The sequence below is a fragment of the Vibrio sp. ECSMB14106 genome (assembly GCF_000972265.1).
Taxonomy (GTDB): domain Bacteria; phylum Pseudomonadota; class Gammaproteobacteria; order Enterobacterales; family Vibrionaceae; genus Vibrio; species Vibrio kanaloae.
The window spans coordinates 1-12,675 of record NZ_LAUM01000027.1 but is presented as its reverse complement, the minus strand read 5'-3'; the positions used below and the strand labels follow the sequence as shown (position 1 = coordinate 12,675).

Annotated in this window: 12 protein-coding genes; all 12 read right to left on the bottom strand. The window is 41.6% G+C overall.

Annotation, left to right across the window (positions count from 1 at the left end; all coding sequences use genetic code 11):
* Positions 1-65 precede the first annotated feature (65 nt).
* The 12 genes from WR49_RS16495 to WR49_RS21725 all read right to left on the bottom strand — a co-directional run bounded on the left by WR49_RS16495 (position 66) and on the right by WR49_RS21725 (position 12,347).
* Entirely contained in the window at positions 66-704 is a 639-nt protein-coding gene (locus tag WR49_RS16495; protein ID WP_046224726.1) for a hypothetical protein, read from the bottom strand.
* Positions 705-955: 251 nt separating this feature from the next.
* Entirely contained in the window at positions 956-1,822 is an 867-nt protein-coding gene (locus tag WR49_RS16490) for a RelA/SpoT domain-containing protein (RefSeq protein WP_046224725.1), read from the bottom strand.
* Positions 1,822-3,978: an NACHT domain-containing protein gene (locus WR49_RS16485; protein ID WP_046224724.1), complete on the bottom strand. Its 2,157-nt coding sequence runs from the start codon at positions 3,976-3,978 to the stop codon at positions 1,822-1,824. Before WR49_RS16485 ends, WR49_RS16490 begins: the two co-directional genes overlap by 1 nt.
* Positions 3,979-4,325: 347 nt before the next feature.
* A complete protein-coding gene (gene ltrA, locus WR49_RS16480) occupies positions 4,326-5,798 on the bottom strand; it encodes a group II intron reverse transcriptase/maturase (RefSeq protein ID WP_102360759.1) in 1,473 nt (490 codons plus the stop codon).
* Positions 5,799-6,522: 724 nt separating this feature from the next.
* A complete protein-coding gene (locus WR49_RS16475; protein WP_046224722.1) occupies positions 6,523-7,764 on the bottom strand; it encodes a VapE domain-containing protein in 1,242 nt (413 codons plus the stop codon).
* A complete protein-coding gene (locus WR49_RS16470) occupies positions 7,757-7,999 on the bottom strand; it encodes a helix-turn-helix transcriptional regulator (protein ID WP_046224721.1) in 243 nt (80 codons plus the stop codon). Before WR49_RS16470 ends, WR49_RS16475 begins: the two co-directional genes overlap by 8 nt.
* 88 nt (positions 8,000-8,087) lie before the next feature.
* On the bottom strand, positions 8,088-8,357 hold the full coding sequence (locus WR49_RS16465) for a hypothetical protein (RefSeq protein ID WP_156155682.1): 270 nt from the start codon (positions 8,355-8,357) through the stop codon (positions 8,088-8,090).
* 192 nt (positions 8,358-8,549) lie between these two features.
* A complete protein-coding gene (locus WR49_RS16460) occupies positions 8,550-9,041 on the bottom strand; it encodes a hypothetical protein (protein ID WP_046224719.1) in 492 nt (163 codons plus the stop codon).
* Between the two features lie 76 nt (positions 9,042-9,117).
* Positions 9,118-10,296 carry a site-specific integrase gene (locus WR49_RS16455; RefSeq protein ID WP_046224718.1) on the bottom strand — a complete coding sequence of 393 codons (1,179 nt, stop codon included), beginning with the start codon at positions 10,294-10,296 and terminating at the stop codon, positions 9,118-9,120.
* A gap of 841 nt (positions 10,297-11,137) precedes the next feature.
* A complete protein-coding gene (locus tag WR49_RS16450) occupies positions 11,138-11,737 on the bottom strand; it encodes a hypothetical protein (protein ID WP_046224717.1) in 600 nt (199 codons plus the stop codon).
* Positions 11,737-11,919: a hypothetical protein gene (locus tag WR49_RS16445; protein WP_046224716.1), complete on the bottom strand. Its 183-nt coding sequence runs from the start codon at positions 11,917-11,919 to the stop codon at positions 11,737-11,739. Before WR49_RS16445 ends, WR49_RS16450 begins: the two co-directional genes overlap by 1 nt.
* Positions 11,920-12,212: 293 nt before the next feature.
* A complete protein-coding gene (locus WR49_RS21725) occupies positions 12,213-12,347 on the bottom strand; it encodes a hypothetical protein (protein ID WP_269429479.1) in 135 nt (44 codons plus the stop codon).
* Positions 12,348-12,675 lie beyond the last annotated feature (328 nt).

Sequence of the window (12,675 nt, the reverse complement as noted above, 5' to 3'; positions counted from 1 at the left end):
AGCCGACCTAAACCGAAATTGCCAAGCGTTGAGAATCCGTCTTAAATGCTTTGTTATAAAACAATTTACTGCTCCGTAACATCCATAGACTTGGGTGTCGGTATAACACCAATAAATCGCGCTAAACTCAACAATGTCATGAACAAACCTATCATTGCTTGCCCAATAACTAGTGAGTAAGCTAAAACCCCTAACGGTGTCACGTTGTAAAATCCGAAGCTAGTCATTACAACAAAACTCGTGTAAACCGCTCCTAAAACACTTTCGTGAGATCCATCAACTGCGAATGCGAACATGTTTTGAAAGAAAATATATTGCGCTGCAAACCAAAAAATAATCTCGAAATAGTTCTGCATCAATAAAATTACAATTCGTCTGTAACCATGCAGCTTGTATTCTTTACCAGCTTTGATCGCTCGATATTCATCAAACAAAAGTACATTTGTTTGATAAATCACAACCTCATAAACCCTTAATAATGCATAAGAAGCTATAGCAAAGCCGATATATTGATTATTGATGTATAAAACAGCAGGCACAGACGCTATAGATAAAAACACATGACTTAAAGCCCATATTTCAGAAAAACGACCAGTTCTAGCTTTAGGGCATAGCCTTCTGACCAAGTTGAAAAATGAAATTTTTCCAAGCATTTTGAATACAAATGCCCAAAAATCAACAATAAACGAATCTGACTTTTCCATAAATCTCTCTTGTTTTATAACGCCCAATTAAGGCGAATCAAAAATAAAATCAAAGATAACAATTTCAATAACTTAACTATTAAATAAAATTTAAATGCATAAGCGGTGTAGCAAATATGTAGCTTTTAAATTCTACGTTCTTTCAACCAAAAACAAGCCCTTTCTAACACATATCTGGACAATTCTGAGTTAGGAACAACTCCACAACAAAATAAAAAGAGGTCGTATTGACCTCTATCACTGATTCGTACTTAAGAGAACTCCTCGACAAATTCTGGCGGCGTATTTGCAAGTATTTTCTCGTTTTGTATAAAAACTGTATTGGCAAACCAAACCAAATTTCTCAACGTCAACGGATAGTCAAAACCTTTATTGTACAGTTGATAGATAAAATCTTCCCTATCGACACGGAAGAATTTTTTCGCGAGTTCGATATCTGTATTAAAGAGCAGATTTATGTCTTCACCTAGTTCAAAATCTTGAATTCTTAGCCTAAGTTTTTGCCTAAGCATCGCTTCCCAATTCTGTTGCTTGTAGTGTTTATATGCTACACCTTCAAGTATTCGAATCATTGTCCATTCATTCGTTTCTAAAGAAGCATACACACCGTTTAACTTTCGTGACTCTGTAGCACTCTCATTCCAATCATCTTGATATTTGTATCGTAAGTCATGTTCTACTTCATGCCACCCCTCAGATAAAACAGTTCTAATTTGAAGTTCAAACGTATCATCTACACATTCTGAGTTTTCAAAGTCCAAGTCATAGCTGCACTTACTCGGTAGTTCGTACACTAAGTTGTAACGCACAGGCTTAAATGTGTTGTCGTCAAGGTCATCTATACTGGCATCCTTTCGTCTTTCAGCATATGTAGCACTCATTGCATTGTGGACTAATTCAATATCATCAGGAAAATACAAAACTATACGAATACCAATCATATCTTGTATTTTGGAGCGCCTCTCCAGATACTTAGGTTTAGAATTTATTTTTCTTGTTAGTGAGCGGAGATCTTTTGCCCTTGAGAATATACGATACATAATCCCAACCTTATTAAGAGTACGGGTTATATCTTCTACAATAGCTTTTTCGACTAAAGACGGGAGTTTAGTTTTCATCACACTCTCCCTAACATCTCTTTGATAGTAACAATGCTATCCCTATTAATTGCGATATATTCTCCATCATTCGCATCCCCAAGGATTTTTCGGGATTTCATGCGCTTGATTTCCAATGTAATTTGGCGTTTTGAGTAACCCTGTTGTTGACACACCTTATAAATACTTGCCAAAGGAATATGCAATCTATCAATTTGTGCAGAGCCTACACGCCAATACCGTTCGAGAATTAGTCTTGTTAACTCATCAATCTCATCCACATCTTCTTCTGGTTTGTATCCTTCGACATCATTGATAAACCCATTATTGTCAATGCAATTCAAGAATAAAAAAGACTCTGTATTTAGAAGATCCCCGCTAATTTCGCAGCCATAAAACTTACAGTTAATAAACGTTACGTCTTGCATATTCGCAGCTACAAAATCGATGTCAGTGAAAACACAGTCACTAAATGATACTTCCTTTACAGCGCAATTGTTGAACAGTCTGTACTGTTGAATGTTCAAAGACATTAGTGAGCATTGGTCGTAATCTCCATCTTTAATCTCATCCAGCATGTCCAGCTCATAGTTAAACCTATCAGATGCCGACAAAAATTCACTCATAGGCTTTAATAAATACCAAAGCTTTTGTCGCTCATCCGTGTGCCTTGGAACATACGAAAGTACCGCTGGCTCAACAAATCTTTCGTCACTTGCCATCCAATCACCATCACACTTTAATACGCTCTCAGCTATAAAGTTTCCAAAGACAAATTCATTGACGAACTCAATACGTCCTTCTCCTTGATTACTGCGGTCAAAGAAAGCGTGATTAGACAAAGTGTTGCTAAGAGAATCAATTGAAGGACGCTCACTAGCCTTATAAGATTTTCTTGCAAGCTCCAAAATTCCAGAACACTTTTCTGATTTAAAGAACTCAATTAACTTTTCTTTCGACTCTGATGTGTAGTCTCGCTCACACATATCCTCTGCCAGCAACGTAAGAAGCGCACTTTGCCCCTCTGGTGTAATATGTAAATTTTGACGCTCTTGCTCACGCTCTAGCATACTGTTGAAGTATTTAGTCACCAATTCATCTGGTGAGTCACATAACTCCTGGAATTTGTGATCATTTACGAACCGAAGGTAGGATAATAAAACTGGATTTGACACCTCCTTGAGATTCAATCCTACGTTTTCAACTTTGCTTTGTCTTACCGCCCCTAGCCAATCACCAACATCAGGTCGCTCAATTCTATATCGCACAAAGCTGAACTTATCGTCGAACCTCTCAACCCACTCACTAAAAGTCGCGCCATCAAATATGGCTGACTTCCTAGATGTGATAACGATTTTAGACTTCCCTTCTAGCAGTTCACTTATGGTTTCGAGCATAGGCTCTGCATTCTCATAATCTTCAGTGGATTCAGATTTTTGAGTGTCAGACAATAATTCATCAAATCCATCTAAAACCATTACAATTCGGCCATTCTTAAGCTCGTATTCGACGATATCTGAATTCACTTGATTAAATGCTCTATCAACCTCCCTTACAAAAACATGGCTGAAAATTCTAGCTTGTCTGTCTCGTGAAAATTCCGTAAAGAAAGGAATAGGGTTGCTATTATCTGAAATTAGAGTATTTATAAGCTCATATGATGTGCATGTTTTACCAAATCCAGCAGGTGCCTCTATGAGTATCAATTGAGCCGTGTCATTGCTTAAGCGAGATACGATATCATCAATAATCTTAGGCGAAGGTTCCGCATTGGAATTTACTACGGTATATGGGGCATTTATATAATCGTAAGATAGGTCGCTTTCTTGATCAGGATAGGCAAGCATTACTGACTCGACATATTCTTTATATTCACTTCTTATACGTTTACGCCAAGAGTCAACGTCAAAAAAGCCTGCAAATAGACCTTCTTCAATCTTATCTAGTGTGGAGTATTCGGTAATCTTCGCAGAAATGCCTAGATCATTAAGGCTCTTAATTTTCTTTTCAATCTGCTTTTTATCTTCTACATCGTTCGAGATCTTTACAACTTCTGCATTGTGAAAGAAACCTGACCTAAATGTGAATGTAAGATATGAGCGATTTGAGTACTGCTTCTTGTACTCAAAGCCATACTTTCTATACTTTTCAATAACCTGACTAGCGCATAGTTCCATCTAACCAACTCTTTTTATTAGTTTTAGTTAGATTAATACTATCAGATTTTCGTTTACTAATTAGAGTGCCTAAGTACAAAATTGCTAACTGTCTCTAAGGCATACCCAATTGAACTCACTAAGTTTATTTATCACGAGATAAGGTCTGGAAACCTTAATGATAGTTTTCCAGATAAGTAACACATTGAAAGGCGTGACATAAATACCCTAAAGTTGGTTGTCCCAAACAAACTTTGGTCGAGTAGACGACACCTGTTACCAAGTGCCGCCCCTCTAAGAACCCAGCGTGCAACTTTCACTGCACTAGGCTCAAGCCTCCACGAAGGCATCGTTTGATACCCAGCAACTTATAAAGCAGTCGGAGCAGGTTCGATCCAAGAGTTACGTGCTGACCTTTTGGGCTTTCTCTTTGCCAAGTATTCTTGGTATTGAGGGTCAAATGGTATCGCTGCACTTCGGATTTTTACATGCCTTTCTATTGGCACTTTGGCTATTTGGAAGAGATTAAACTGGCAATCCATATCCATGATCTTCTGCCAACCGTGAAACTGCCACTGGCCTTTTCGGTTGATGAAGTATTTTAGGGCGATCCAAGTTTTAGACTTTGTTGGGTGGCGCCTTTTAGCCCAGTGCCATAACGTATGGAATAGCTTATGACCTACATATCCGAATACCTGTTTAGCCACGCAGTGTCGATAATAGTTCGACCATCCCCTGAGTTTTGGATTTATCAGTTTGATAAGATCATTCACTGGAAGGGTTACGTGCTTTTTGATGAGTTCACGCAGATTACTTAAGAACATCAACGTATTGGACTTACTCGGCTTAATGAGCAATTTTCCTTTGTACTTCCTATGATTAAAACCTAGGAAATCAAAGCCATCGTTGATGTGAGTTATGTGCGTTTTCTCTTCGGAGAGTGTTAAGCCTCGTTCAGCTAAGAAGTCAGCAATCAACGGTTTGATATCGTTCTCAAGCACTTCCTTTGAAGCGCAAGTGACGACGAAATCGTCGGCGTATCCAATAAAGTTGGCTCTTGCTCCCTTTTTGAGAGCGGTAGACTTAATTTGCTGTTCGAGACCAGAGAGCGTCATTAACATCAAGGTTGGGGATATAATCCCACCTTGAGGCGTGCCTTCATTGGTGTCATAGAACAGCCCTTTGTCTATAAAGCCAGACTTTAGCCATTGTCCCAACATACGCTTATCAACGGCAACATTATCCATCAGCCATTGATGCCCGATTTTGTCGAAACAGGCTTTGATGTCCCCTTCAAGAACCCATTGCGCTGAACGCTTTTGACTCAGGCAGATAAAACACTGCCCGATAGCATCAGTCGTACTACGTTTTGGTCGAAAACCATAACTGTTAGGGTCTGCAAGGCATTCCGATACGGGCTCTAACGCTAATAGGTGAAGCGCTTGTTGCGCTCTGTCTATCATGCATGGGATACCCAGAGGTCGAAGTTTGCCGTTCTTTTTGGGGATATAGATACGCTTGAGCGGTCTAGCTTGATAAGCTTTTCGACTCAATTGATTCACTGCTTTCATGCAGCGTGTATCTGTATTCCAGATGACACCATCTATTCCAGGCGTTTTACTGCCTTTGTTTTGAGATACTCGCTTAACAGCAAGAAGTTTTGCTGAACGCGAGTGAGTCAGTATCCATTGCAAAGCTTTCACTTTGCCGTGTTTACCTTCTTGAGTTGCCTTTGCGATACGCATCTGGAGCTTTAATACATGCGCTTCAACGGTTTTCCAGTCGATTGGCTGCCATTGAGCGCTGTCAGGAGAGGCACTAATCTCTTTTGAAATCATCATTTGCGTTTCTCCTTGAATAAAGTTCTTCAAATTCTCTCGCAACGGGAGACCAGTCGAAAGTGGGCTCACTTTCGTGACCAGACACAAGTCTGTATCTGCATCGTTACAATGCAGCCTTCGCTTTTTCCAACCTCCTGTACCTGCATCACTATCGGCCACAAAGGCTTTCCCATCGGGAGTGATACAGGCTTACCCTGTTCCGTATGTTACGTAAAATGTCAACTTAGATGCCCACTCTAGTGCGGAGAGTACTCTGATCACGAAAGGCCAATGCCCAACTCCTTTCCGACTCTCATTGCCATTTTGGCCACAGCGTATTAACCACTTCCGCTGCTTCATCGTATAACGCACCTTTAATGGATTCACATACGTTCATCATATTGACTCCCTAGCACTTACCCGAATTGTGGTTTTCAGGAGGAGCATCCTCTTACGATTCTGTTCCCACTAAGCCTGACGGCCAAGTTTCGTTACATTGTCAGATCCGCTGCTTTATTCAGGATCCTAGGGGCGTCTGGTGATACAGACGGTTCACTCTTATCGCGGTGAACAACGCTTCATACGACTTCAGGTCGCACGGGCACTTTCGAGTTAAACCATTACATTCATAATCCAGTTAGTACTAGTTATCCCAAGTATTCAAATTGATGAATGTTCAAATAGTTACCCCACTTACCCCACCTAATTGAGATTCAAGTGGAGTAAGTGGAGTAGAAAAAGCAACTTACAGAAATGAAGTGTGGGGAGTGACGGTAGGAAAGCAGTATTGATTTGAACCATTGAGCATTTTCTTATCTAGTTTTTCTTCTTTGTGTAGTTGGTTTAAGGCTTTGCCAACCACGTTACCTTTAGATGCATCAACTTTGAATAAGTCACAGATTTGCTTAGTCGTGAGCCACTCCCTAGCTTTGCCATGACAAGTTTCTAGTTGGTCGTTGAGCATGTTGTACCAAGTGCCTTTATCCACGTACTTAGCCGATTCTTTTGATACCAAGGCTTGAGAGTCAGGTGAAAGCATCCAAGGGTGCTTTTGTACTAAGAATTGGTGTTTCACTTCTAACCAGAATTGGCGCAGTTTCTCCGGCTTTGCCAGTGTCAGCTCACCCGTCACTTGATAATTCCACCCTAGCAACTCATTAAGCTTGTCCATGTTGGTTTCAGCTATTAACTCAATGACCGCGTAACGTGAATTGCCTGTTTCATCTTTTAAGAAGTCTGTGCCGTTTACCGTCGCTATCAGGTTGGTTTGTCGTGACTTCTTGATATCACTTCTCGCATAAGGAGGACGCACCGTATCTTGAGCGCGTGTAACGAACGCTTTGAGTGCGCCTTGGCAGTTTTTAGTAGAACGCTCTAGCTCCCCTAATTCAACTATCCAAGAACGAATCACCGATAAGACGCTGTCTTTGTTATCGGGGTTTAACTCTGCCCCCTCTAGGAAGGCACTTGGCATCACGTTAGCAATACGCTCAACAAAAGCCGTCTTCTTAAACGACTGTTCGCCTTGCAGCACAGGAACAAGTTTTGATTTGAAATTAGGCACAAGCAAACATGCTACACAGCCCACTAACCAGTGTAGCAATACGATTCTAGCCAGCTGTGGATTCTTAGCCCCTAAACAGTCTAACACCGCGTCCACTCTTGGTTGTCCGTCCCACTCACCGGATAACCAACCCTTAATAGGATGATAGCTATTTTCGAGAGCGACAGCGTTAAAATGGTCATCAATGGCGGGTTTAGGTAATGAATGGATAGACGCCACTGAAATCAGTTCACTTCTCACCGTATCGGGTGAGCCCATGCACTCCTTACCTTTGAAAATATCAGGCTCTAGGGTCATCTTATTGAGTTTGGCTTCATAGCCTGAACTCTTGAGTAACGCCTTTAAGTTATCAGCCGTATTCAGCACAATGGTTTTACCGGATTCGGTGTATTTCACATGAGGAAACTCTGGCTCTTTAAGCATGGAAGCACTCCTCCTGTGATAAGTGGTCTCGCTTAGTGTGGTTATCGAGCCAACGGTCTAAATCTTCTTTAAGGTAACGAACCGCGCGACCAATCTTTATAAAAGGTGGTGCGTCTGTTCTGTTTTTGCGTTGCCCTTCCATGCGAGCTTGACGTAAAAATGAACGGCTCATGCCGATGTAAGTCGAAGTTTCTTGCTCTGTGTAAGCGCGTTTGTTTTGTTCTTGGTTTTCCATACTCTAAGTACCTTCATTGTTCGTGGAGGTACTATGAAAACCTTAGAATCATTCACGGGAAGAAAAACGGGAGGATTGGCGGGAGCATTTATTCTCGTATACCCTTCCTTACCTCTGACAGCATATTTTGGAAGCGTTTAAAGGTCATACCCTCATTAGCATTGTTCATTTGTTTACTGATGTATAGCCTTTCGTTGTCTATCCCATCAACAATCACATCCACATCAAACTGATACGTCTCCGTTCGAACGTCTTCACGGATCAGGTTCCAAACCTCTCTTGCTTTGGCTTGAGGATAAAGAGTGAGTATTCGATGCTGAATCATTTTAACGGGGTTGGTTTCTATTTGTGGCTTCAAGCCCTGCCCTGATTGGCTTGGCGAAGGATTGGTTACTGGCTTAATGTGGTTAGGTAGCCGGCTATCGTGACGGCTTAACTCTTGCCATGTTCGGTTAAAGCTCTGGCTTAAATTATTTGTGCAAAGCCTGATATCACTGGCTTGTAAGCCTATAGGTATGGACGATAATTGCTTGGTACTTTCACTGATGATTTAAGTGAATGCCGACAATAGCCCACCGAGGCTTGATACCTGCCCCTGACTGGTTTTGTCTTTGGCAATCTGCATCATGCTTTCTTGCTCTGGAAACACCGCTGCCAGTTTTGGCACGATGAAAGCTATATTCTTGGAGCTTAAACGCTGTTCGTGGATGCCATTAAACTGACCTTTAACCGCATTCGGGAAAGCCTGTTTAATGAGTCTCGGTTTAGCGTAAGCCAGTGTTGGTAGGGCTTCAAACCGCGTTAACTGGCATTTACCCACTAAGACTTGCAGAGATTGCTTTTGGGTTAACTCAATAAAGCCCCGTACATGCAAGCTATAGAGCAATACGTTATGGCTATCGACTGCCGCCGCGTCTGGACAGTCAATGTTAGCGTGAAGCCTAAACACCCCACGTTCAACCGCATCAAACACTTGTTCCTTTGTGAGTAACGTTAACTTTTCCAGTTCGTTTAAGTGTATGTAATCCCTGTTATCGTCCATCTATAAATCAGTACTCGTAACCTAGTAAATCGTTAGCTTACTGATTTGATGCTGGCGACATAGTAAAACGCACTCACTATCCGATGAGGTTCACAGCTGCGGCTTTATGCTCTGGCGCTAGGTGCGCGTATCTAAGGGTCATCTTCAAATCAGAATGCCCTAGCAGCTCACGAACTGTATTCAAATCCACGCCATTCGTCACAAGCTTACTCGCAAAGTGGTGGCGCAAATCGTGAAACCGGAAATTAGAGATATCCGCCGCTTTCAGTAGGCACTGCCAAGGGTATTGAATCAGAGGTGCAGAGTCTCGGTGATTAGGGGTAAACACGTAAATTTGATTGGGGTTTTGTGCTCGCCACTGACTAAGAAGGTTAAATACGGTGTCATTGAGCGGGATACGTCTTGTCTTCTTTGACTTAGCATTTTCGGCTTTAACGGTCAGATAACGATTCTCAAACGACACATCTTCCCAAGATAAGCTCAGTAACTCACTTTTACGCCCGCCAGTGTTCATTGCGGTGATAACTAGCGGCTTAACAAAGTCTGAATACAGCTTTTCACTGCCAGACGCTCTTAGCCTGTCGTTACGTTCATCAAGGGCAATAAGTAAGGCGCTTTCTTCTTCACTGGAAAGATAACGAACGCGAGTATTATCCTCAGTGACCAGTTTCACTTTATCGAGAGAGTGAGAATCTAACAACTCCCACTCTACCGCTCTGGTGAGTGCCGCTTTGAACGACATGAAAGTACGGCTCATGGTGGCGGGCGCTCGACCTTGCTTACGTTTGAGGGTGTACCACTCTTGAATGTCACGAGCGGTAATATCGGTGAGGCGTTTTTCTCCTAGGTGAGCAAACGTATTCTTAATTGAATTAAACGACTGGTTAGCCGTTCGAGGATTTAAAGCCATCAAATAGTCTTGGTAATGTTCGTCAAGAAAACGGGTTAACGTCAGCCCTTCACGTGCTTCTAATTTCTTAGCTTCATGACGGCTTTCTTGTACGTCTTCCCCACTGGCGACCTGTCCAGATTTCTTTTTGGCTAAATCTCTAGCTTGAGCAGGCGTTAATGAATTAGCCGCACCTAAGAAATAGTTTCTCTGCTTACCGTTAATTCGATAGTACAGGTAATACTTCACCGCTCCTTTTGGGGAGATTCGCGCATGAAAACCGCTGACTTCGGTATCGTTCAGGCGCTTATCTTCAATGGTGAGGTTCTTGATAGAGCTGTTGGTGATCTTCTGCTTTAATGCCATGACACAATCCTTAGTGTAGCAAATATGTAGCAGAAAAATTGTAACTTGAGGCATTATAGAGAACAACCATGAACCAACCAATAATATCTATCTTACTGTATTTATTCGGTTAATTTATCATTTTAGTTCATAGCCGTTCATTGCGTTACATTACCAAATCGCACAATTAAGGTGTGAGGCACGCAATACCAATGCTTCCGCATACCACCTTAACCATTAAAACCAACGCATGGTAAAAATGCCACGCGTGCCGAATCACTCTTAAATTGTTTGTTAGTACGCTGTTTCAAAACCTTTTGGTTTGCACCAAGATACTGAAATATAGCACGAAACTGTTGGCTTAAAACGCTGAAGCCAAACGGACAATTACCAAACTAGAACTCAATCTCAAAACGTAAGCTGGCTAGAAGAAAAATACGCCAAATTACCCATTTTTTACCAATTTCAAATTAGCAAAGGATTCGGTCACCGAACTTTGACAACAAAACCAACGTATTGAATTTAAGATTAAAAAACTAACCACACAAAAGAAGCCGCGCCAGAGAAATAGCCAAAAAGTTAGAAACCGTAAACGGTGAAGCCAAAGCGAACACTCCGCATATAGTGCCACCGGAAAGAACGTGAAAGGCACGCCAGTTCAGGTGTAAAACTTGGAAAGGGAACCAATAAACACTGAAACTTTTTACCTTTGATTCCAATCCCGTACTAACGCCCTGTTAAGGTGTGAGCAACGCAATACCGATGTTTCCGCATACCACCTTAAACACAAAACGCAACGCATAGCAAAAATGCCAAGCGTTGCGAATCACTCTTAAACAGATTGTTAGGTGTTTTATGTTTACTAGGGATAGTCGATTTTATTTCTAGGAATGAAAATACCTTTAATGCAATTAGGGTTTAAAACTGCAATTTGAATATGATTTTGCTGTCTAAAGCCTGCGTTAGGGTAGAGCTCATTTCCTTCCCAAAAAGCTGCCCTAACAGTGTCAAAATGAGTGCCTTGCTCTCTTGCCAGCTCGTGAGCCCAGCGAATTACTGCACAATCAAGCTCTCTCTTGCGGAAATCAAAATCATTGGGACCAAACCCTTGGTTTACTGGTAGTGACTTACCTTCTTTTTCTAAAGTCTCTTTGAGATCTTCATATGCGACTTTCAAGAAGTCTAAGTGTTCTTGATCGAGTAAGTCGAGACAGTTGCCTAAATCAATGACAGTACCAAGGACGAACGGCTCTTTGATTTTGGAATGTTTACGCTGGCTATCTTCTACAGCGTATTGATTCGCTCGCTCAAAGTTATTTTCCCAAAAGTAAGTACCCTGACCGAGCCAATCATAATCGTTATTACTGTGTTTAAATTCATCCTCATGCTGCAAGATTTTGGTTGCGGCTCCCTTGTCAATTCCATGAAAGCCATAAACAAATGAGGTTTTGTTATTGTACATTACGCCGTAATCGCCTTGCCTGCTTCTTTATCCTTTTCTACAGTTTCTTCAGAAAAGTAACGTTCAGAGTAGTACCCATTCTTATCAATAATCTGAGCTTTTTTAAGCATGCTTACCCGTGCGGCATGGCTTCGCTTCGGCGAGGCTGACCTAACTTTTTTTGTTAACTCTTTGATAGACATAGAAAAGGCTCCATACTTTACTTTCTTATGTACATTGTAGCTTCATTGCTAATTTTTAGCCACTTTCGTACACCTAACGCTAAGCTAAGTAGTGAGCAGCGTAATACGAAGTCACCGCACAACACCTTAAACACATAAATCAACGCATACTAAAAGTGCCACGCGTTGCGAATCTGCCTTAAGCGCTTTGTTAGTTTGCCACCGCGATGAAACTAGAGGTTTAGCGCCAAGATGTTGAATTAGCGTTGAAACTACTGACTTTGAACACAAAAGTAAAACGAGCAGCTTAGAATTTAAACCCAACCAACAAAACGCACTTGGCTAAGAAGCGACATACGACAAACAACGACGGTTTGAAGCACTTTAACTGGCAAAGGATTCATTCGACTAACCTGACAACCAAGTGCGACCAAGCTATTTACAAGCACCTCAGCCACCAAGACAAAGAAAACGCATCAGAGAAACTAGCAACAATGTTAGAGCCAGTAAGTGACTCACTCGCCGCAAACGCTTCCAACATAGTGCCACCGGAAAGTTCGTGAGATTAAAAAACGGACAGGTGAATAGCTAGAGCGTAGAACAACGTTTTTAGACCACAAACGCTTTTCTGCCCTTTGCAAACTAACGCCTCGTTAAGGTGCGACAAACGTGTGCCATACTTGAGCGAAGCGAAAAATGCCACGCGTTTGGGAGTCACTCTTAAACGATTTGTATGGATAATAAGCACTCCAATCGGGTAAGGTGAGACCCAGACTT

What these genes read in the sequence shown, in the direction of transcription:
- WR49_RS16470 (WP_046224721.1), bottom strand. Translation starts at nt 7,999, where the DNA reads ATGGAAAACCAAGAACAAAACAAACGCGCTTACACAGAGCAAGAAACT.
- WR49_RS16485 (WP_046224724.1), bottom strand. Translation starts at nt 3,978, where the DNA reads ATGGAACTATGCGCTAGTCAGGTTATTGAAAAGTATAGAAAGTATGGC.
- WR49_RS16495 (WP_046224726.1), bottom strand. Translation starts at nt 704, where the DNA reads ATGGAAAAGTCAGATTCGTTTATTGTTGATTTTTGGGCATTTGTATTC.
- WR49_RS16445 (WP_046224716.1), bottom strand. Translation starts at nt 11,919, where the DNA reads ATGTCTATCAAAGAGTTAACAAAAAAAGTTAGGTCAGCCTCGCCGAAG.
- WR49_RS16460 (WP_046224719.1), bottom strand. Translation starts at nt 9,041, where the DNA reads ATGGACGATAACAGGGATTACATACACTTAAACGAACTGGAAAAGTTA.
- ltrA (WP_102360759.1), bottom strand. Translation starts at nt 5,798, where the DNA reads ATGATGATTTCAAAAGAGATTAGTGCCTCTCCTGACAGCGCTCAATGG.
- WR49_RS16490 (WP_046224725.1), bottom strand. Translation starts at nt 1,822, where the DNA reads ATGAAAACTAAACTCCCGTCTTTAGTCGAAAAAGCTATTGTAGAAGAT.
- WR49_RS16475 (WP_046224722.1), bottom strand. Translation starts at nt 7,764, where the DNA reads ATGCTTAAAGAGCCAGAGTTTCCTCATGTGAAATACACCGAATCCGGT.
- WR49_RS16455 (WP_046224718.1), bottom strand. Translation starts at nt 10,296, where the DNA reads ATGGCATTAAAGCAGAAGATCACCAACAGCTCTATCAAGAACCTCACC.
- WR49_RS16450 (WP_046224717.1), bottom strand. Translation starts at nt 11,737, where the DNA reads ATGTACAATAACAAAACCTCATTTGTTTATGGCTTTCATGGAATTGAC.